At 61.4% G+C, this 20,174-nt stretch carries 19 protein-coding genes; 16 read left to right on the forward strand and 3 right to left on the reverse strand.

All coding sequences use genetic code 11. The features are described from left to right. Nucleotides 1–13 precede the first annotated feature (13 nt). From ACW4DH_RS09010 to ACW4DH_RS09085, 16 genes are all read left to right on the forward strand, one after another. The gene (locus ACW4DH_RS09010) at nt 14–877 is read left to right on the forward strand and encodes a MurR/RpiR family transcriptional regulator (RefSeq protein ID WP_459636055.1); all 864 of its coding nucleotides are present in this window, start codon (nt 14–16) and stop codon (nt 875–877) included. Nucleotides 878–1,004: 127 nt separating this feature from the next. Then, a complete protein-coding gene (locus ACW4DH_RS09015) occupies nt 1,005–1,862 on the forward strand; it encodes a putative selenate ABC transporter substrate-binding protein (RefSeq protein WP_459636056.1) in 858 nt (285 codons plus the stop codon). Between the two features lie 3 nt (nt 1,863–1,865). Beyond that, nucleotides 1,866–2,567: an ATP-binding cassette domain-containing protein gene (locus ACW4DH_RS09020; protein WP_459636057.1), complete on the forward strand. Its 702-nt coding sequence runs from the start codon at nt 1,866–1,868 to the stop codon at nt 2,565–2,567. Beyond that, entirely contained in the window at nt 2,557–4,173 is a 1,617-nt protein-coding gene (locus ACW4DH_RS09025; RefSeq protein WP_459636058.1) for a PhnE/PtxC family ABC transporter permease, read from the forward strand. The genes ACW4DH_RS09020 and ACW4DH_RS09025 overlap by 11 nt, the downstream gene beginning before the upstream one ends. A gap of 209 nt (nt 4,174–4,382) precedes the next feature. Next, complete coding sequence (locus tag ACW4DH_RS09030; RefSeq protein WP_459636059.1) at nt 4,383–4,589, forward strand: hypothetical protein; 207 nt, start codon at nt 4,383–4,385, stop codon at nt 4,587–4,589. Between the two features lie 685 nt (nt 4,590–5,274). Beyond that, nucleotides 5,275–5,571, forward strand: a complete 297-nt coding sequence (locus ACW4DH_RS09035) for a con-10 family general stress protein (protein ID WP_459636060.1) — start codon at nt 5,275–5,277, stop codon at nt 5,569–5,571. Nucleotides 5,572–5,914: 343 nt separating this feature from the next. After that, nucleotides 5,915–7,006 carry a biotin synthase BioB gene (gene bioB, locus ACW4DH_RS09040; protein ID WP_459636061.1) on the forward strand — a complete coding sequence of 364 codons (1,092 nt, stop codon included), beginning with the start codon at nt 5,915–5,917 and terminating at the stop codon, nt 7,004–7,006. 4 nt (nt 7,007–7,010) lie between these two features. Continuing rightward, complete coding sequence (gene bioF, locus ACW4DH_RS09045) at nt 7,011–8,204, forward strand: 8-amino-7-oxononanoate synthase (protein WP_459636062.1); 1,194 nt, start codon at nt 7,011–7,013, stop codon at nt 8,202–8,204. After that, entirely contained in the window at nt 8,201–8,956 is a 756-nt protein-coding gene (locus ACW4DH_RS09050; protein ID WP_459636063.1) for an alpha/beta fold hydrolase, read from the forward strand. Before bioF ends, ACW4DH_RS09050 begins: the two co-directional genes overlap by 4 nt. Then, the gene (locus ACW4DH_RS09055; RefSeq protein ID WP_459636064.1) at nt 8,949–9,776 is read left to right on the forward strand and encodes a methyltransferase domain-containing protein; all 828 of its coding nucleotides are present in this window, start codon (nt 8,949–8,951) and stop codon (nt 9,774–9,776) included. Before ACW4DH_RS09050 ends, ACW4DH_RS09055 begins: the two co-directional genes overlap by 8 nt. After that, a complete protein-coding gene (gene bioD / locus ACW4DH_RS09060; protein ID WP_459636065.1) occupies nt 9,773–10,474 on the forward strand; it encodes a dethiobiotin synthase in 702 nt (233 codons plus the stop codon). The genes ACW4DH_RS09055 and bioD overlap by 4 nt, the downstream gene beginning before the upstream one ends. Nucleotides 10,475–10,493: 19 nt before the next feature. After that, nucleotides 10,494–11,762, forward strand: coding sequence for an adenosylmethionine--8-amino-7-oxononanoate transaminase (bioA, locus tag ACW4DH_RS09065; protein ID WP_459636066.1), 1,269 nt, complete (start codon nt 10,494–10,496; stop codon nt 11,760–11,762). A 115-nt stretch (nt 11,763–11,877) separates the two neighbouring features. Continuing rightward, complete coding sequence (locus ACW4DH_RS09070) at nt 11,878–12,495, forward strand: hypothetical protein (RefSeq protein WP_459636067.1); 618 nt, start codon at nt 11,878–11,880, stop codon at nt 12,493–12,495. A 464-nt stretch (nt 12,496–12,959) separates the two neighbouring features. Then, nucleotides 12,960–13,421, forward strand: a complete 462-nt coding sequence (locus ACW4DH_RS09075; protein WP_459636068.1) for a MaoC family dehydratase — start codon at nt 12,960–12,962, stop codon at nt 13,419–13,421. Between the two features lie 82 nt (nt 13,422–13,503). Further along, entirely contained in the window at nt 13,504–14,679 is a 1,176-nt protein-coding gene (locus ACW4DH_RS09080) for a lactate 2-monooxygenase (protein WP_459636069.1), read from the forward strand. Nucleotides 14,680–14,777: 98 nt separating this feature from the next. Continuing rightward, nucleotides 14,778–16,055 carry a serine hydrolase domain-containing protein gene (locus tag ACW4DH_RS09085; protein ID WP_459636070.1) on the forward strand — a complete coding sequence of 426 codons (1,278 nt, stop codon included), beginning with the start codon at nt 14,778–14,780 and terminating at the stop codon, nt 16,053–16,055. A gap of 88 nt (nt 16,056–16,143) precedes the next feature. On the opposite strand, the gene cfa is transcribed toward ACW4DH_RS09085, so the two are convergent. The 3 genes from cfa to ACW4DH_RS09100 all read right to left on the reverse strand — a co-directional run bounded on the left by cfa (nt 16,144) and on the right by ACW4DH_RS09100 (nt 20,110). Further along, the gene (gene cfa / locus ACW4DH_RS09090) at nt 16,144–17,301 is read right to left on the reverse strand and encodes a cyclopropane fatty acyl phospholipid synthase (protein WP_459636071.1); all 1,158 of its coding nucleotides are present in this window, start codon (nt 17,299–17,301) and stop codon (nt 16,144–16,146) included. Nucleotides 17,302–17,734: 433 nt separating this feature from the next. After that, nucleotides 17,735–18,592: a universal stress protein gene (locus tag ACW4DH_RS09095; RefSeq protein ID WP_459636072.1), complete on the reverse strand. Its 858-nt coding sequence runs from the start codon at nt 18,590–18,592 to the stop codon at nt 17,735–17,737. 27 nt (nt 18,593–18,619) lie between these two features. Continuing rightward, nucleotides 18,620–20,110, reverse strand: coding sequence for a SulP family inorganic anion transporter (locus ACW4DH_RS09100; RefSeq protein ID WP_459636073.1), 1,491 nt, complete (start codon nt 20,108–20,110; stop codon nt 18,620–18,622). Nucleotides 20,111–20,174: the final 64 nt, after the last annotated feature.

A 20,174-nucleotide genomic window follows, 5' to 3' on the forward strand; every position in this document is an offset into this window, starting at 1 on the left:
CGACACGATCCGCATGGCAGTACACGACCTCATCGAGCGCATCCGCTCCCGGCTGGAAGAACTCAACCGCTCCGAACGCAAGGTCGCCGATGTGATCCTGCAGGACCCTGCCACGGCCACCGGTTTGAGTATCGCCACCCTGGCCCAGGCGGCCTCGGTCAGTGAGCCGACCGTCAACCGGTTCTGTCGCAACTTCAATACCAAAGGCTATCCCGATTTCAAGATCAAGCTAGCCCAGAGCCTAGCCGGGGGCACGCCGTATGTCAGCAGAAGCGTAGAGCGCGACGACGACACGGCCCGCTACAGCGACAAGATCTTCGGGGCCACCATTGCCGCGCTGGACGATGCTCGCCGCGCGTTGGATGCCCCGCGTATCGAACATGCCGTCAACTATCTCATTCAGGCCAAGCAGATCAGCTTCTTCGGTCTGGGCGCCTCCGGCCCGGTGGCGCAGGACGCCCAGCATAAATTCTTCCGTTTCAACCTGCCGGTAGCGGCCTACGAGGATGTCCTTATGCAGCGCATGGTGGCTGCGGCATCCCACACCGGCGATGTCATCGTGATCATCTCCTATACCGGGCGTACCCGGGAACTGGTGGAGATCGCCCGCCTCGCCCGCGACAACGGCGCCGTGGTGCTGGGCATTACCGCGCCGGACTCGCCGCTGGCCGCGGAGTGTACCGAAACGCTGGAAGTGCTCGCCCCCGAGGATACCGACGTCTACATGCCCATGACGTCGCGCATGATTCATCTGGCATTGATCGATGTGCTGGCCACCGGCGTTACCCTGCGGCGCGGCGAAGCCTTTCTCGGTCACCTCAAGAAGATCAAGGATAGCCTGCAGGCCACGCGATATCCGGCCCGAAACGACGACTAGGCCCACCCTATCGTCGGCTAGAGCCTCGCCTTGCACGGTTTATATGCCCGATTTGCGATGAATGGCTTGCCCCGCCCCGGCCAAGTCATAACAATGGGCATCCACTACTCGCCGAGGAGAGATATCCATGCGCTGGCTCACTACCGCCCTGCTGCTGATCAGCATGACGCCCCTGGCCCAGGCGGCCGACACATTCCGCTTCACGGCGATTCCCGACGAAGACCAGTCGCGCCTGGTGGAGCGTTTTCAAAAGGTCGCCGACTACCTCGAAGAGCAGTTGGGCGTGGAGGCCGAGTACGTTCCGGTCAAGTCCTACAGCGCCGCCGTGAGCGCCTTCCGTAACGATCAGGTTCAACTGGCCTGGTTCGGCGGGCTGTCGGGGGTTCAGGCACGCCGCCTGGTGCCCGGTTCCCAGGCCTTGGCTCAGGGTGTCGAGGACAGTGCCTTCGTCACTTACTTCATCGCCAATGAGTCGACCGGTATCGAACGCGCCGAAGAGAGTCTGCCCGAGGCGATCGAAGGCAAGACGTTTACCTTCGGCGCCAAGACGTCGACTTCCGGTCGCCTGATGCCGGAACACTATCTGCGCCAGCAGTTTAACGCGCCGCCGGAGTCGATTTTCTCGCGGGTCGGTTTCTCGGGCGACCATACCCGCACCATCTCGTTGGTAGAGTCCGGAACCTATGATGTGGGTGCCGTCAATTTCACCGTCTGGGATGCTGCCGTCGCCGATGGTCGCGTGGATACCGACAAGGTCCATGTCATCTGGGCCACACCGCCCTATCCCGACTATCAGTGGACACTGCGAGGCGATGCCGACGAGAAGTACGGCCAGGGATTTACCGATAAGGTCCGTCAGGCGCTGCTCGACATGAGCGATCCGGAACTGCTCGAGAGCTTCCCGCGCGAAGGGTTCATTCCCGCCGCCAATGAGGATTACGCGCCCATCGAGGAAGTGGGCGAGTCGCTGAAGCTGTTGCGCTAAACCGTGCCTGCCTCTCTCGTGTCCTTCGCCGCGGCCGACCTCGGTCACGGCGAGCGGATCGTGCTACCGGCTCTCTCGCTGACCCTGCATGAAGGCGAGCGAGTCGCCCTGCTTGGACAGAGCGGGGCCGGCAAGTCCACACTGCTTACCGCCCTACGTGAGCGTCTGGCCGCTCAGGTCGCCTGGTGTCCGCAAAGCCACGGCCTGGTGGCGCCGCTTGCGGTGTATCACAACATCTATATGGGTCGCCTCGAGCGCCATTCGGCGCTGGCCAATCTATGGAACCTCATGCGGCCCAACCGCCGCGCCTGGCACGAGATCAACGGACTGTGCCAGACCCTGGGCTTGGAAGGCCTGCTCAAACGACCGGTAGAGAGCCTCTCGGGCGGCCAGCGCAGTCGCGTCGCCATCGCCCGCGCCCTTTATCAGGAGCGTCGCATCTTCCTGGGCGACGAGCCCGTGGCCAGCGTCGACCCTCACCAGGCGCTGCGGCTGCTCGACCTGATTCATGCTCGCCATTCCACCACCGTCATGGCGTTACACCAGCGCGAGCTGGCGCTGTCGCATTTCGATCGCGTCTGGGGACTGCGCGACGGCGCACTGATCATCGACGCGGCATCTCGCGACCTGTCCCTTGACGATCTGGACGCACTGTATCCCGACGCCAAGCTCGAGGGTGCCGGTGGAGGGCTCGATGCGCCTTAAGGCCCTCTGGGCAAAACGTCGTCGGTCATCGTCCGCTGGGCAACCCCGTGAGCTCGCCCAGCATGACGAGGCTCGAGCCTATCTGACGTCGGATGGCCTTGAGGGGCGCAACGTGTTGGCGCCCGGCTGGCTTAGCGGTCGAACCTCCAGCCTGCAACTGGCGCGGCGCTCGCTGATTCTCATCGCCTTGTGCTTGGTACTGTTGCCGCTGGCCGACCTGCAAGTCATCACGCATGACCCATGGGCGGAACTCGCGCGTATGACACGCGGCCTGTTCAGCCCGGATTGGCTGGGCCTGAGTTCGCCGTTTACCGCCATCGCCCTGACCATCGGCGTGGCGTTGTGGGGAACGCTGCTGGGGCTGGTGCTGGGATTTCCGCTGGCGCTGGTGTTCCATCGCTCGCGGCTGGTGCGCTCGGGATGTGCCTTCGTGCGCGCCATTCACGAGATTTTCTGGGCCATGCTGTTCCTGCAGGTCTTCGGTCTGTCGGCTGTCACCGCCGTGGCCGCCCTGGCGATTCCCTATGCCGGCATCTTCGCCAAGGTCTATGCCGAAATTCTCGGCCAAACCTCACGCGCCCCCGTCGATGCACTGCCACCGGGTATCGATAGGGTTTCACGCTTTGTCTATACCGAATTGCCGCTGGCCTGGGCACGGCTGGCCGCCTATACCCGCTACCGTTTCGAGTGTGCCATGCGCGCCAGCGTACTGCTCGGGTTCGTGGGGCTTCCGACGCTGGGCTTTCATCTCGAAAGCGCGTTTCGCGAGGGCCGCTATCACGAGGCCGGTGCCCTGCTGTGGTGCTTCTATCTACTCATCGCCACCCTGCATTGGTGGGGACATCGCCGCCTACTGCCGGTGTGGTTGATCGCCAGCGCTTTCCTGCTGGGTCCCTGGCCAGCGGTGGATGGCGAGCTGTTATGGCGTTTCGTGAGCGTCGATCTATGGCCGGCCCCCCTGCGTGAAGGCGACTGGGCAGGTCTGATGGCCTGGTTCGCCGAACTGCCCGACTTGCTACCCGCCATCGGCAACACCCTGCTGCTGGGATTGATGGGCACCGCTGGCGCGTTGGTGATCGCACTGCTGGCATGGCCCTTGGCCAGCCGGCATTTCGGCCATCCCCTGACCCGCTGGGCCGGCAAGGGCGTACTCATCGGCCTGCGTTCGACGCCAGAATTGATGATGGCATTCATTTTTCTGCTGCTACTCGGCCCGTCGATGTTGCCAGCCTGGCTGGCGCTGGCCTTGCATAACGGCGCCCTGATCGCCTTTCTCGTCGTCCGACATGCCGATGCCATCGAACCGGGCATGCCGGCATTACCCGCCAACGGACGCTACGCCTATGAATTGCTGCCGCGGATTTATCCCGGCCTGCTCGCTCTGCTGTTCTATCGCGCCGAGGTCATTATCCGCGAAACGGCCCTGCTGGGTATGCTGGGTATCGCCACCCTGGGCTTTCACATCGACTCCAGCTTCGCCTACCTGATGTTCGACCAGGCATTTGCCCTGCTGTTGATCACTGCCGTGCTCAATCTTGTCGTTGACGCTATCTCCCGCCGTGTCACGCCGCAAACGCAGACGATGGAGGATCCCTGCAGCCGCTGAAACCCGCCTCATAGCGCCAGGAACAGCGCAAGAAGCGCCGTCTCCGCCCGCGCCTCCTGCTGACCGCCGCATGACGAATCATTACCTCCCCACGGCTTTTTTCTCTACAAAGTGCCTGGCCTTTTTTCTACTTTGAAAGAGGCAGCAAGTAATTGCCGCACGGAAATGACATCGGCCAACCACATGTAAGCCTATCGGGAGGTGGTATTATGGCAAACGATCCGATGAAAGATAAAAACTACGATATGGTCAGCGTGCTTTATCATGCCGCGCAAGGCTCGGAAAACAGCCGAAAGTATGCAGAAGATGCCCGTCAGGAGGGAGACGACGAAGCGGCGGATTTCTTCGAGGAAGCGCATCGCGCCTATATGGAGTTGGGCACCAAAGGCAAGAAACTGTTGAAGGACCGGCTCTGAGAATTATCTGTTGGATGAACGGCATAGTTCATCCGCTTTTTTGCACCACCGGCAGCCCCGGCTTATTGCCGGGGCTGTTTTCATGTCATCGCTGATACTCGATCCTTCTGGAATTCTCCGGCTTGCAAGCCTGTCGACAAGCCAGCATGGATAAGACTTCCCGCGCAATCGACAAGATAACGCTTCATTGATTATAAAAAGCATATTTAACAACCCTCGCCAGCCCTCTATTATATCTATTTAAGGTCTAACCTAGATTAACCTCAAGCCTTTATGTAATAAATTTTTCCAACATCCTTCCAAAGTGATACGTAAATTAAAACAAAAACGGCAGAACATAAAAAAGCTTACGTTTTGCTTCGCTTTGCTTGCTTGTTCCTCGGCTCCGATTTGCTAGATTCATCATTAGGCAATGCACCAGGTCAATAGGAATGACAGCCGGACATTGCTTCTCGGGGATACACCAGCATGCATTATGTTGTCCAACGGAAAATATTGGATCAACGCCGTAATACGTTTCCGGGGGATTAGACTTTATCTGAAGAGTCGGCGAGCGTCGGTACTTCAGCCAAGTCAAAAGGAACTCTTTGCGTTCGAGGCCCTGCATGTGCTGTTCGGGTGATGCCCTGTCTGATGGTGATCTTCTCATCACCACCAGGCTCCCATGACACGACGGAGATTGAAGATGACAACACTTCAGAAAGGGTCCGGCACCTTCAAGGACGATCGCAAACTCGCGTCCGAAGCCGGCAAGAAGGGTGGCAAGAGAAGCTCGGGGAATTTTGCCAATAACCCTGAACGCGCTGCCGAAGCGGGCCGCAAAGGCGGGCGAGTCAGTCCCACCAATTTCAAGAACAACCCGGAACTTGCTGCAGAGGCGGGACGCAAGGGCGGCCGCAAGAGCTCCGGCAACTTCAAGAACAACCCCCAGAAAGCTCAGGAAGCGGGCCGCAAGGGGGGCAAGAGCGCCGGCACGCGGTAATCCGAGCGCTTCTAGAGACTTTTTTTAGCAGCCAGTTTTGTAACATCATGCGACACCAATGGTATGCATAGGGAAATGGCGATTCGCCATTTCCCTTTTTGCGTTTGGCTCTCCAGGCCGATAACTATACGCGCGCTTCCTCCATGCGCGTCCTCACCAAGCTCTCGCCATGGAACGCCTTAGGCGCCCAGATGGTAAACCTATTTATACTGCAGGGTTGACAGACTCATGGCCAAGCTTATCCTGTAGTCAACATAATATACGGTATAGGTTAACCTTGATCTGATGGGAAGACGTGTGCCGTTCCGAGAATTCCTGCCCCCCCCGTACGGACGCGTTGATCATGCCAGCTTTCCATTCTGCCCCGATTCGCCACGATTGGTCTCTCGACGAGATCGCAGCGCTGTTGGCAATGCCTTTCAATGATCTGCTGTTCCATGCCCAGCAGGTGCACCGCCAGCACTTCGACGCCAATGCGGTACAGGTCTCGACGCTGCTGTCGATCAAGACCGGCGCCTGCCCTGAGGATTGCAAGTACTGTCCCCAGTCCGGGCACTACAACACCGGGCTGGGCAAGGAGAAGCTGCTGGAGATCGAGAAGGTAGTCGAGCAGGCCCAAGCCGCCAAGGCCGCCGGTGCCAGCCGTTTCTGCATGGGTGCCGCCTGGCGCAGCCCCCGCGAGCGCGACCTCGACGTCGTCGAAGAGATGGTACGCCGCGTCAAGGCGCTGGGTCTCGAGACCTGCATGACACTGGGCATGGTCGATACCGCCCAGGCCAAGCGCCTGGCCAGCGCCGGGCTCGATTACTACAACCACAACCTGGACACCTCGCCGGAATTCTATGGCGCGATCGTCACCACCCGCACCTACGACGAACGCCTGGACACCTTGGCCAGCGTTCGCGAGGCGGGGATGAAGATCTGCAGTGGCGGTATTCTCGGCATGGGTGAGACCCCGCGCGATCGCGCCGGATTGCTGCAGCAACTGGCACACCTCGACCCGCACCCCGAGTCGGTGCCCATCAACATGTTGGTCAAGGTGGCCGGTACGCCGCTGGAATCGGCCGAGGATCTTGACCCCATCGAATTCATCCGCGTTATCGCCGTGGCCCGCATCATGATGCCGGCCAGTCACGTGCGTCTCTCCGCCGGACGCGAACAGATGAACGAGTCGACCCAGGCCCTCGCCTTCATGGCCGGCGCCAATTCGATCTTCTATGGCGACAAATTATTGACCACCAATAATCCTCAAGCAGAACGAGACCGAGCGCTATTCGCCAAACTCGGTCTGCATCCCGAAATGCGCGACACAGTCGCTTCCGAAAGTGCACGCGAGGCGGCCCTCAATGAGGCCATTGCCCAGCAGGGAATCGATTACTACGACGCCACCCAACGCAGCGCCCGCGAGGCAAAGCCCTGCGGACTGCGGGTCTGACGCCATGGCTTTCGCTCATCTTGCCGAGGCCTTGGCTGAGCGCCGCGCGGCCTCGCTATGGCGCCAGCGCTATACCCTTACCTCACCGCAAGGAGTACGGGTCGAGCGCAACGGCCGGATGCTGCATAATTTCTCGAGCAACGACTACCTGGGCCTGGCTAGCGATTCCCGAGTGGCGGATGCTCTGGCCAAGGGCGCCCGGCAATTCGGTGTGGGCGGCGGCGCCTCGCACTTGGTCAACGGTCATCTGGCTCCACACCACGCGTTGGAAGAGCGCTTGGCAGCCCTGACCGGACGCCCCCGGGCGCTGCTGTTCTCCACCGGCTACATGGCCAACCTGGGCACCCTGCAGGCCTTGCTAGGCTCGCATGACGATGTATTCCAGGACCGGCTCAACCATGCCTCACTGTTCGATGGTGCTCGGCTGTCCGGCGCGCGCCAGCGCCGTTTCCATCACCACGACCTGCATGACCTGGCGCGTCTGCTCGAACGCCGCCGCGGCCATGAGGCGTTGGTGGTCAGCGATGGCGTATTCAGCATGGATGGCGATGTCGCCGATATCGCCGGTCTTGCCGCGCTCTGTCGACGCTTCGATGCCTGGCTGATGATCGACGATGCCCACGGCCTTGGCGTGCTCGGCAGTCAAGGTGACGGCTGCGTGGGAACGCGCTTTTCGACCAATGACGTTCCGGTCCTGGTCGGCACACTGGGCAAGGCGTTGGGTACCTCGGGCGCCTTCGTCGCCGGCGACGAACTTCTCATCGACACCTTGATTCAGCGGGCCCGACCCTATCTCTATACCACCGCCCAGTCGCCCGCAGTGGCCAGTGCCACCCTGGCCGCGCTGGATATCATGGAACAGGAGCCGCAACGTCGTGAACGTCTAACGACCCATATCGCCCGTTTTCGGGATGGCGCGGCCCGGCTCGGCCTACCGCTGCTGGAAAGCGGCACGCCGATACAACCGCTACTGCTGGGCAGCGCCGAGCGCGCCCTGGCATGGAGCGGTGAGCTGGAGAGACGCGGTTTTCTGGTCACCGCCATTCGCGAGCCGACCGTACCGCGAGGCGCCGCCCGGCTGCGCATTACCTTGGGAGCCCCACATGAGCCGTGCGCTATCGATGCGCTGCTGGGAGCGCTGGGCGAGATTGCCGCTAATGAGACTGCGATGAATCTCGCCGAGACCGCCTCTCCATGACCCACCTGGTTTTGTTGTCGGGCTGGGGCATCGACGCACGTCTCTGGCAGACACTCAAGCCTCACTGGCCTGCGAACACCCGTATCAGCACCCCCAACTGGCCGGGTTACGGCGGACGTGACGCACTGGGACATCCCGCTGACCTGGCCACGCTGGCCGAAGCCATGCAACATGACTTGCCCGCCTCAAGCGTGTGGGTCGGCTGGTCGCTGGGGGCCCTACTGGCTGCGTCGTTGCTCGCTTATCTTCCCGCGCCGCGTGGGCTGATCATGCTCGGCATGGCCACACGTTTTACCACTGACACTGTCTCCCATGGTGGTATTCCGCCCCAGGAGCTGGAACGCTTTCATCAAGCCTTTCAGCGCACACCGGCAAAAGCCTGGCACCACTTCCTCACCTGGCAACTGCGGGGTGAACCTTCGCCCCGCAGCGCACTGGCGCAACTGCTTGCGATTATCGGCGACACTCCTCCCGCCGATGATGTCACGCTCGGGGCCGGCCTTGAGCAACTGGCGATGCTCGACGTTGCCCCTGTTCTGAAACATTCCCCCTGTCCGGTGCGCTGGCTATACGGCACGCAAGATCCATTTCTGACCGCGGGCACTCCGATGCGCGATACAGCCCAGGCGCCGCTGACGCTCGAGGGGTGCGGCCATTGCCCACACATTTCCGCCCCGCAGCAGTTGGCCAGGGAAATTCATGCGCTGGCCGCGGCGATGCCCGGCTCTCGTCAGCAGGTCGCACATGGCTGAGGACGTTGAATCATCAGTTCCGCCCCCGTGCGTTGCCGCATCCGAACATGACGAGTGGCAGCGTCGCGTGGCGCATGCCTTCGGACGCGCTGCACCGCACTATGTCAGCCGTGCCCATGCCCAGCACACCATGGGTGAAGCCCTTTGGCGGCGGCTGCCCGCGAGTGCCTCGCGAATCGTCGATCTCGGCTGCGGCCCCGGCCACTGGAGTGCCCGGCTTGCGGGGCATTACCGCCAGGCGGATCCATCCGCCGCGGCCCGCACGCTAGGCCTGGATATCGCGCCCGGGATGCTCGCCGAGGCACGCCGCCGCCATGGAGACAGTTGCGATTGGCTGTGCGCCGATGCCGAGGCATTGCCGCTGCGGGATGCCAGTGTCGATCTGGTGTTTTCCAACCTGGCAATCCAGTGGTGCCGCCACCCCGCGCGTCTAATGGCCGAACTGTGGCGCGTCATGGCACCGCGCGCCACGGCGCTGATCAATACGCTCGAACCCGGCTCGCTGCATGAGGTGCGCCACGCATGGGGACATGATGGCGGGACGACGTCAGCCTTCGCCAGCGCCGCAAGTCTGGAACGTGCCGTCCATCATGCGGGCTTTGAAGGGGTCGTCCTCGAGCGAGTCGTTGAGTGCTATCACTATCCCCACCTGCGCGCCGTCACTGCCTCCATCAAGGGCATCGGGGCTCAGCTTGCACGCCCCGGCGCCCATCTGACCCGAGGCGATATCGCTCGCGCCGCCCAGCGCTATGAGGCACTACGCACCGCTCAAGGCTTGCCGGTCACTTACCGTCGTCTGACCCTGGAGCTGAGGAAATGAATCGCTACTTTATTACCGGCACCGATACCGAAATTGGCAAGACCTACAGCGCCTGCGCGCTGCTGGCCAAGGCACAGCAGCAAAGGCTGTCCACCCTGGGCCTCAAGCCGCTCGCCTCGGATTGCCGAATGACATCCGAGGGTCTGCGTAATGGCGATGCTCTCGCCCTGCAGGCATTGAGCAACCCCATGCCTGACTACGCGCTGATCAATCCGCTGCGTTTTGCCCCAGCCATCGCCCCGCACGTCGCCGCCCGCCAGGCCGGGGAAAGGCTGGATGTCCAGCGACTCCTGGCGAGCCTCGCCCCGGGACTGGCGCTCATCCGCGACCTGGTACTGGTCGAGGGCGCCGGTGGCTGGCGCGTGCCGCTGAACGATGACGAGGATTTGAGCGCTCTGGCCCGTGCGCTGGGCTTTCCCGTCATCGTTGTGGTGGGCGTGAAACTGGGCTGCATCAACCATGCCGTTCTGACCTGCGAGGCCATCGAACGTGACGGACTGCATATTGCCGGGTGGATCGCCAACCGCGTCGACCCTGCCATGTACTCGGCGCAGGACACCCTCGACACCCTGAACCTGCGGCTTCCCGCACCCTGCCTGGGGATGCTGCCCTGGCAGCACGACAGCGAGACACTCGGCACGACGCAGGCCGCCGAACATGCCGCAAAGCATCTGCAGCTACCGTCTCATATCCGCTGATTCCACTTGAGTGACCCTTATGTCCCACACGCTTTGGCATCCCTACGCCCAGATGCAGACCCAGCCACCGCCGCTGGAGATCGTCGGTGGTCACGGCCCCTGGCTGGAACTGGCCGGGGGCGAGCGACTGCTCGACGCGACCTGCTCTTGGTGGTGCATGATCCACGGCTACGGCCATCCGCGCCTGATCGAAGCCCTGAAGTCCCAAGCCGACACGCTGTGCCATGTGATGCTCGGCGGGATGACCCACACCCCGGCCCAGCAGTTGGCCGAGGCTCTGGTCCGTGTCACCCCGCCGGGGCTCAATCATGTGTTCTATTCCGATAGCGGCTCGGTGGGTATGGAGGTGGCCATGAAGATGGCGGTGCAGTACCAGGTGCAGACCGGACACCGCGACCGGCATCGCATGCTATCGCTGATGCGCGCCTATCATGGCGACACCACGGGCTGCATGGCGGTATGCGACCCCGAGGAGGGCATGCACTCGCTATTCTCGGGTTTCCTGCCGCGGCACCATTTCGCCCCGGCACCCACCGCCGTCTTCGATGCCCCTGCCGAGGCAGTCGCGGCCGATATCGCCGCGCTGCGTGACATGTTCGAGCGTCATCATCGCGAACTCGCGGCCCTGCTGGTCGAACCGCTACTGCAAGCCGCCGGCGGGCTCAACATGTACTCGCCCCACTATCTACGCGCTGCGCGCGAACTGTGCGACGAATTCGGCGTACTGCTGATCTTCGATGAGGTGGCCACCGGCTTCGGGCGTACCGGCAAACTCTTCGCCGCCGAACATGCCGGCGTGACGCCGGACATCATGGTGCTCTCCAAGGGCCTGACAGGCGGCTATCTCGGGCACGCCGCCACATTGGCAACCTCGCGGGTATTCGACGCCTTCCTGAGCGATGACTCCGGCCACGCCTTCATGCACGGCCCCACCTTCATGGGCAATCCGCTTGCCTGCCGGGTCGCGCTGGAGAGTCTGGCGGTGTTCGAGGAGGAGAATTACCTGGACAAGATCTCGCGGCTCAATACCGTGCTGCGCGAAACACTTAGTGAGGATGCCGCCCTGCGTGCCCATCCTGAGGTCGAGGCTGTCCGGGTGCTGGGCGCCGCCGCCGTCATCGAAACGCACGATGCCGATGCACTGCACGGCGTACAGGAGTACGCCCGCGAGCGTGGCGTATGGCTGCGTCCCTTCGGGCGCTGGCTATATACCATGCCGGCCTATGTCACCTCCCCCGAAGAGCTGCGTCATGTCGCTGCGATCATGAAAGGCTGGTTTCTTCGCTGAAGCGGGCAGGGAGAACCTCTAGTGGCAACAATGGGCTCAAGCTTTTCCGGGCATCGCCGATAGCGTATGAACGCTCTTCATTTAGAAGACGTTGCACCGATTCTCCAGGATGCCGATGGCCTCGAAAAAATCAATTACCGCGATCGTGTTCGCCACGCTGATGCTCGGCGGCCTGGGACTCGCCGCCAGCGAGTTGAGCTGGCCGCTGCCCGTCTCGGTGCTGCCCTCGCTGGGGCTGTATGCCGTGGCACTGGGCGTTGTCATGGCGTTGCTAATTCTATTGATTGTATTGACCCAAGGATTGACCGCACAGCAACGAGCCTTGCATGTCAGCCTGGAAAATCAGATGCGCCAACAACGGACCACGGAAATGGCGCAGCTGATGGAGCGCTTCGTTCATCAAGCGGAAGCCCTGCTCGACAAGGACAGCCTCGACCCCAACAAGCGCAGCGTGCTGCGCTGTCTGGCCATTGACGCCCTACGCGGCAACACCGGCCGTGGCGACCCCAACTACACGCGCCTGGCGCGGTTATTCGAATGGCTGGCCGAGGAAGCCGACGAGGCTCAGGACGACTCGGCGCGCCTGCGCATCGCCGACCCCGTGTTGCGACAGTATGCCGAGATTGCCGATCAGCTCTGCCACGTCGGCGAAAGCACTGCCGAGCGCATGGCCCCCTTCCTGCGTCATCAGCCACGCCACCTCACGGTCCACGACGCGACCGACACGCCCTAGGGTCTGTTGACGTTTCATGCACGGCCGCGCCGGAGCCAGTTTTTGGGCGGGGCAAGGCATGAGGAGAGTGGTTTGATTGTTTCAAATGAACGACGAATAACGCCGCACCGTGCGAAAACAGGCCCGGCCCTTCGGGTGGGGCCGCCGAGGTTACGCGGCAAATGGCGCCATGCCGCGTTGCGGGATTTGACAAGGGCCCCCCCCTTCTCTGCATTCCGCGCCTTGCCTGGCGCCATTGACGCAGCAACGCGGTTCGCGCTGAAATGTCAACAGACCCTAGATCTTTCGCCAGTCCTCCCCGTCGTTTTCCGCCCCTTTGCGGTGCATCCCGTAGAAGCCCCCTACTATGGTGGGGTGACAACGGGCCCCCTCCCGCTTGCCTCTGCGCACCTGCGTAAGGTACAACCAAGCACATAAGCGAAATGCAATTCCAATTAAAACGAAGCGATTGGGAGTGACGCCGCGTGCGAATCCTCAAGGACATAGAAGAACTCAAAGGCTTGGTCGGCAGTGAAATGGGCGTCAGCGACTGGATCGAAATCCCCCAGGAACGCATCCAGCGCTTCGCCGACGCCACCGACGATCATCAATGGATCCATATCGATGTCGAGCGTGCCAGGCGCGAGTCACCCATGGGCGGCCCCATCGCTCACGGCTTCCTCACGCTATCGATGTTGCCGAAGCTGAGTCAGGGACTCTTCGATGTGCAAGGTGTCGCCGCACGTATCAATTACGGCCTCAACAAGGTCCGCTTTCCCACCCCGGTTCCGGCGGGTTCACGCATTCGCTCACGGCTCAGGCTGAAATCGGTCGAGCCCAACGGCGACAACCGCTGCATGGTCTGCAGCGAGGTGACCATTGAACTCGAGGGCAGCGAGCGGCCCGCTTGCGTAGCGGAATCGCTCACGCTCTATCTGCTGTCCTGATTTATCCGTAACCGCTGATTCTAATGCAGCGTCATATACGCTGACGCTCCGCCAATAACAAACCGATCCCGGGAGCAGGACAATGAGTACACTTCGTCATTATGGCGACTACCAGTTGCAAATCTATCGTAACGGTCTCAGAGGCGAGCGGCCGCGCTTACCGATGCGCATGGAGGAGCTGGAAGCCGCTGCACGGGCGATTCTCCCACCGGAATCCTACTGGTACGTGGCAGGCGGTGCCGGCGAGGCCACCATGCGTGCCAACCGGGAAGCCTTCGAGCGCTACCCGATCCTGCCACGCATGCTTACCGACGTTTCTCAGCGAGACCTGAGTGTCGAGCTGTTCGGCCATCATTACCGCACTCCGCTGCTGCTCGCCCCGATCGGCGTGCAGAGCATCATCTGCCCCGAGGCGGAACTGGCAGTGGCTCAGGCCGCCAGACAGCTCGACGTGCCGCAGATTCTTTCCACCGTCTCCTCGCATCCGCTGGAGAAGATCGCCGAGGTGCTGGGGGATACACCACGCTGGTTTCAGCTCTACTGGCCCCGCAGCGATTCACTGGCCATCAGCATGATTCAGCGTGCCGAAGCCGCCGGTTATCAGGCCATCGTGGTGACCCTCGACACCAAGATGATGGCCTGGCGCGAGCGTGACCTGACCAGTGCCTTTCTGCCGTTCCTGAAGGGCCAGGGCTTGGCCAACTACATCACCGACCCGGTGTTCCGCGACGGCCTGGAAGCCGCTCCGGAAGACGATATGTTTCCCTCGATCCGGCGCTGGAGCCAGGAATTCACCGACCCGAGCAAGACCTGGAAGGATTTGGAGATTCTACGCAACGCCACCGACCTGCCGATTCTGCTCAAGGGGATCATGCACCCCGAGGACGCGCGCCAGGCCGTGGCCCACGGTGCCGACGGTATCGTCGTCTCCAACCACGGCGGACGCCAGGTTGACGGTGCGCTGGCCGCCCTGGACGCACTACCCATGGTGCGCGACGCGGTGGGTGACGATCTGCCGGTGCTCTTCGACAGCGGTATCCGCAGCGGCTCCGATATCCTCAAGGCCAAGGCGCTGGGCGCCGACGCCGTGCTGCTGGGAAGGCCATATATCTGGGGGCTGGCGCTGGCCGGCAGCCAAGGGGTCGCGGAAGTCGTCCAGCGCCTGCTCGCCGACCTCGACCTCAGCATGGCGCTGGCCGGTAGCCCCTGCTTTCGCGACGTGGGCCGCGAGCTGCTGAGCCTGCCCGCGCAGAGTTGAATCCTGTGCAATCCGGCTACACTGCTATAGTGGCCAGCGTCGCCTGGGCGATGCCCCAACGCTGAGTTTTCCCATGCTGAACGAAAGGATTTCACGACATGGTTGATCTGGTAGCGCCCGAAACCCTAGGCATGTCACATGAGCGGCTGCGACGCATCCAGCGCTGGATGCAGGAACATGTCGAGCAGGAGCGGCTCGCGGGAATCAGCGTTCTGGTACGTCGCCATGGGCAGAATGCCTTCTTCGATAGTGCCGGCGGCTTGGCAATGCATGCCGACAAGCCTATCGGAATGGATAGCATCTTTCGCATCTACTCGATGACCAAACCCATCGTCAGTGTCGCGGCCATGACTCTCTATGAAGAGGGCCGTTTTCAGTTGGATGATCCATTGGCGCGCTTTTTGCCCGAATTCGAGGAAATGCAGGTGCTGGTAGGCGGCGATGCGGACAATCCACGCCTCGAACCCGCCAGAAGCCTTATCACCCTGCGTCATCTGTTCACGCATACCTCGGGGTTCACCTACGACTTTCTGAAGAGTTCGCCGGTCGATGAGCTCTACTATCGCAACAAGATCACCTTCATGGGGGGGGATACCTCGCTGGCGGAAGTGGTCACCCGATTGGCGGAACAGCCGTTGTTGTGTCACCCGGGCAGCGAATGGAACTACAGCGTTTCCACCGATGTGCTGGGACGCGTGCTCGAAGTCATTTCCGGACAGCCGCTGGATCAGTTCCTTCAGGAACGGATCTTCAAGCCGCTGGGCATGGTCGATACCGCCTTTTCGGTTAGCGAAGATAAGTGGGACCGGTTCACGACCATGTACACCTCAGCCAGCGATGCCCCTCCGGCACCTCCGCTGGGTCACGACATCACGCACATAATCCCCGAGCCGCCAAGCGGACTGAAGCTCGCCGATCCGGCGGCCGGGGGCCGTTTCGCCAAGCCCGTCAAGGTGCTGTCAGGCGGCGGCGGCCTGACCTCGACGACCGCCGACTATCTGCGCTTTTGCGACATGCTGCAACATAAAGGCGCACTGAACGGCAAACAGGTATTGGGACGCAAGACCGTGGAGTTCATGACCCGTAACCACCTGCCCGGCAGCATGGCCGATATGGGCCAGCCCCGTTTCAACAATGGGCATATGGGCGCCGGCCTAGGCTTCGGCCTGGGGTTCGCCGTGGTGCTCGACCCCGCCTTGGCACAAACTCAGGGCTCCGCAGGCGAATACTTCTGGACCGGCATGGCGAATACCCAGTTCTGGATCGATCCACAGGAGGATCTCAGCGTCATCCAGATGGCTCAGCTCATGCCGTCTTCGCTGTTGCCCTTGCGCCGCGATCTACGCTCGCTGGTTTATCAGGCGCTGGTCGAGTAACGCCGCCGACGCTAGCCCACGGTAACGAATTCCCGTGCGGATCAGAGCGCTGCTCTGACCCGCACGGGAGTTCTTCAGGAAAACGCGATCAGCTGATGCGCTGATAACCGCCGAGTACGCCGTGCTTCGATAGCACCCATTGCCACAGCTGGATATCGCGTGCGCGAAACGCTGCAGCACACGACAGCAGATAGTAGCGCCACATGCGATAGAAGCGCTCGCCGAAGCGTTCCTGGAATTGTGGCCAATGGCGCTCAAAGTTGGCATGCCAGGCCATCAGCGTCTTGTCGTAGTCGGCACCGAAGTTGTGCAGATCCTCCGTCACGAACAGGCCGCCCGCGGCATCGCCGATCTGCCCGATGGAAGGCAGGTCGCCGTTTGGGAAAATATACTTGTCGACCCATGGGTCGGGCGTGCTTTCACGAAGATTCTTGCCAATGGTGTGCAACAGGAACAAGCCGTCGTCCTTCAGACAACGGTGGGCAACCTCCATGTACTCGCGATGGTTCTTGCGTCCGACATGCTCGAACATGCCGATACTGATGATGGCATCGAAGGTCTCGTTAACCTCGCGATAGTCCTGTAGACGGAACTCGACCGGCAGCCCTTTCTTCATGAGTTGCTTGCCATAATCGGCCTGCTCGCGCGATATAGTGACACCCACACATTCCACGCCGTAGTGTTCGGCGGCATAGGCCATGAAGCTACCCCAGCCGCAGCCGATATCGAGGATACGCATACCGGGCTTGAGATCCAGCTTGCGACAGATCAGATCCAGCTTGGCTTCCTGCGCCTCGTCGAGCGTCGTGGCATTCTTCCAGTAACCGCAGGTATAGGTCATGCGCTTATCGAGCATCGCGGCGTAGAAATCGTTACCCAGATCGTAATGCGCTTCGCCGACCTGCCAAGCGCGCTTGACGCTCTGCAGGTTGGTCAGCTTGGCACGCAGCGCATGGAAGATCAGTTTGCCGGGCTTGATCTCGCTCGGCAGACGGGCACGCAACAGATGGAAGAAGAAGTCATCCAGGCGCCCGGCATCCCAGTGTCCATCCATATAGGCCTCGCCCAGTCCCAAGTTGCCTTCGGAAAGAGCGCGCTCTATGACCCCAGGCGCCTTGAGTTGCATATCCCAAGGGCGATCGCCATCGATACGGATATCGGCCTTGGCAAGTAGCTCGGCGGCCAGACGGTGCAGGCTCGACTCTTCTGAAAAGTACGTGTCCTGTTCACTGACTAGGTGACTCAAGGCAAATATCTCCTTCCATCCCGTTTCCCTGACAACCGCCCCCTGACAACCGATTCAGAGGTCAGCCATGCGTCTTGTTATGCCACTCCATACGATATTCAAAATAACTTAAATATATCCACATTGCATGACAAGCAACTTTTCTCGATTGTGCCAATAGAGACAATTTTTCGCTTCGCTACGCCTAAAAAGCGTCAACGAAACCGGTGGCCCGGCCGGGCAATCCAGTAGTGCAAGCTGACCTGAGCCTAGAACGCAAGGCATAACATGATGTTAGGCTTGGGTCGCAAAAGTGGCGAGAAATGGCGAGTAACATGTTTATATTCGTTAGTAGCGAATATGTACGGCCTCGCCACACCGCAGGATAACCGCCGGGAGGCGGCTATCCTGCGGTGATATCACGTTCAGGCAGCTGCTGCGCCAAGCAGTCAACCTAACGCAACAGCAGGATAGGTAAGCGTGCATTGCGAATCATCGCCGTCGTGGTGCTACCGACCAGCAGCTGGCGAATCCGTGAATGCCCGTAGGCGCCCATCACCAGCAAATCGATGTCGTGCTCCTGCTCGTAGATGCCTAGGGCGGATTCCACCTCACCGGCACGCATCTCGCAATGCACCTCGCCCCCGGTAGCCGCTTCCAACGTGCGCTTGGCCCATGCCAGCTGTTCACGGTGCTCGGCGGTATCGCCTCCCACCATCACCACATGGCACTCCAGCCCCGCGAACAGAGGACTCTCGGCCACTGTTTTTATCCCCTTGCACGTCGTCTGGCTGCCGTCGAAGGCGAACATCACACGCTTGGGCGCCGTGAAGGTTTCCAGCGTGACCAGAATCGGCCGATGCATGGCGCGGATGACACGCTCAAGGTTGGACCCCAGATGCTCGCTCGCTGCACTTGCGGACTCACCGCGCTTGCCGAGGACCCACAGGCGCGTTTCGTCTTCGAGCTCGGTCAATGCTTCGACCAGCTCGCCATTGCGCTGCCGGGTCGCCGGCTTGGCGACGCCATCTTCCAAGGCGCGCTGATACGCCGCCTCGAGCATTAGCCGGCCATGCTCCTGAGCAATCCTGCCGCGTTGCTCATCGAGGGTCGCCAGTTCCTCAAGCAGGTGTTCTCGACTGCCCAAGCCGATATTGCCGCTGGTGTTCACCTCGCGGGGGTTCTGCGATTTGTCCAGGACATGGACGAAGGTCAGCGGCGCCTCGAGACGCAGACTGGCCCAGGCGGCAGCGTCGCACACCGCCGGGGAGAAGCCGGAACCGTCGATACAGGCCATGATGTATTGTGTCATGTTCACGCTCCTAACAGATGATGCATCTCAGTGGCCGCCCATCAGCTTGTCGACGGCTTCCGGCTTGTCATGAACGGCAAAGCGGTCGACGATGGTCGCGCTCGCCTCGTTAAGGCCGATCACCTCGACTTCGGACCCCTCGCGGCGGAACTTGATGACCACCTTGTCCAGCGCACCTACCGCGGTGATATCCCAGAAGTGCGCACGCGATAGGTCGATGCGTACCCGCTCGACAGTCTCCTTGAAGTCGAAGGCGTCGGTAAAGCGATCCGCCGAGGTGAAAAACACCTGCCCGACCACTCGGTACTCTCGCGTCTTGCCGTCCTCGAGCATGGCGCTGCCGATGTACAACACTCGTCCCACCTTGTTGGCGAAGAACAGCGATGCCAGCAGCACGCCGACGAACACGCCGATCGCCAGGTTGTGGGTCGCCACCACCACCGCGACGGTGGCCAGCATGACGATATTGGTACTCATGGGATGTTTCTTGAGATCGCGCAGCGACTCCCAACTGAAGGTGCCGATGGAGACCATGATCATTACCGCCACCAGCGCGGCCATGGGAATCTGCGACACCCAGTCGCTTAAGAACACCACCATCAGCAACAACACCACGCCGGCGGTAAAGGTCGAAAGCCGGGTGCGACCTCCGGATTTGATGTTGATGACCGACTGGCCGATCATCGCGCAGCCGGCCATGCCGCCGAACAATCCTGCACCAATGTTGGCGATGCCCTGCCCCTTGCATTCACGGTTCTTGTCGCTGGGAGTGTCGGTCAACTCATCGACGATGGTTGCGGTCATCATCGACTCCAGCAGCCCCACTACGGTCAGCATTATCGAGTAGGGCAGAATGATCATCAGCGTTTCGAGGTTCAGCGGCACCTCCGGCCACAGGAACACCGGCAGCGTGTCGGGCAGCTCACCCATATCCCCTACGGTACGGATATCCATGCCCGACACCATATAGACGATCGTCAATACCACGATACACACCAGCGGCGACGGCACGCTCTTACCGATCCACGGAAGGTAGGGAAACAGGTAGATGATGCCCAGGCCCGCGGCGGTCATGGCATAGACGTGCCAGGTCACATCGGTCAGCTCGGGCAGTTGCGCCATGAAGATCAGGATCGCCAGGGCATTGACGAAACCGGTGACCACCGAGCGCGATACGAAGCGCATCAACTCGCCAAGCTTGAGATAACCGGCGACGATCTGCAGCACCCCGGTCAACAGCGTGGCCGCAAGCAGGTACTCGAGACCGTGCTCGCGCACCAGCGTCACCATCAGCAACGCCATGGCGCCGGTGGCCGCGGAGATCATTCCCGGCCGGCCGCCGGCAAAGGCAATCACTACCGCGATGCAGAACGAGGCGTAGAGACCGACCTTGGGGTCGACACCGGCGATGATCGAGAAGGCGATGGCCTCCGGAATCAGCGCCAGGGCGACGACGATGCCGGACAGCACGTCGGCCTTGATGTTGGAAAACCACTCTTGGCGTATCGATCGGGTCATTATCATTTCCAGTCAGGATGTTATGTTTAGCCGCCCGAGCCGGCCACCCTCACGACGCCAGTCA

It is taken from the genome of Halomonas sp. WWR20, assembly GCF_054602495.1.

What these genes read in the sequence shown, in the direction of transcription:
- ACW4DH_RS09010 (WP_459636055.1), top strand. Translation starts at nt 14, where the DNA reads ATGGCAGTACACGACCTCATCGAGCGCATCCGCTCCCGGCTGGAAGAA.
- ACW4DH_RS09015 (WP_459636056.1), top strand. Translation starts at nt 1,005, where the DNA reads ATGCGCTGGCTCACTACCGCCCTGCTGCTGATCAGCATGACGCCCCTG.
- ACW4DH_RS09025 (WP_459636058.1), top strand. Translation starts at nt 2,557, where the DNA reads ATGCGCCTTAAGGCCCTCTGGGCAAAACGTCGTCGGTCATCGTCCGCT.
- ACW4DH_RS09030 (WP_459636059.1), top strand. Translation starts at nt 4,383, where the DNA reads ATGGCAAACGATCCGATGAAAGATAAAAACTACGATATGGTCAGCGTG.
- ACW4DH_RS09035 (WP_459636060.1), top strand. Translation starts at nt 5,275, where the DNA reads ATGACAACACTTCAGAAAGGGTCCGGCACCTTCAAGGACGATCGCAAA.
- bioB (WP_459636061.1), top strand. Translation starts at nt 5,915, where the DNA reads ATGCCAGCTTTCCATTCTGCCCCGATTCGCCACGATTGGTCTCTCGAC.
- bioF (WP_459636062.1), top strand. Translation starts at nt 7,011, where the DNA reads ATGGCTTTCGCTCATCTTGCCGAGGCCTTGGCTGAGCGCCGCGCGGCC.
- ACW4DH_RS09050 (WP_459636063.1), top strand. Translation starts at nt 8,201, where the DNA reads ATGACCCACCTGGTTTTGTTGTCGGGCTGGGGCATCGACGCACGTCTC.
- ACW4DH_RS09055 (WP_459636064.1), top strand. Translation starts at nt 8,949, where the DNA reads ATGGCTGAGGACGTTGAATCATCAGTTCCGCCCCCGTGCGTTGCCGCA.
- bioD (WP_459636065.1), top strand. Translation starts at nt 9,773, where the DNA reads ATGAATCGCTACTTTATTACCGGCACCGATACCGAAATTGGCAAGACC.
- bioA (WP_459636066.1), top strand. Translation starts at nt 10,494, where the DNA reads ATGTCCCACACGCTTTGGCATCCCTACGCCCAGATGCAGACCCAGCCA.
- ACW4DH_RS09070 (WP_459636067.1), top strand. Translation starts at nt 11,878, where the DNA reads ATGGCCTCGAAAAAATCAATTACCGCGATCGTGTTCGCCACGCTGATG.
- ACW4DH_RS09080 (WP_459636069.1), top strand. Translation starts at nt 13,504, where the DNA reads ATGAGTACACTTCGTCATTATGGCGACTACCAGTTGCAAATCTATCGT.
- ACW4DH_RS09085 (WP_459636070.1), top strand. Translation starts at nt 14,778, where the DNA reads ATGGTTGATCTGGTAGCGCCCGAAACCCTAGGCATGTCACATGAGCGG.
- ACW4DH_RS09095 (WP_459636072.1), bottom strand. Translation starts at nt 18,592, where the DNA reads ATGACACAATACATCATGGCCTGTATCGACGGTTCCGGCTTCTCCCCG.
- ACW4DH_RS09100 (WP_459636073.1), bottom strand. Translation starts at nt 20,110, where the DNA reads ATGACCCGATCGATACGCCAAGAGTGGTTTTCCAACATCAAGGCCGAC.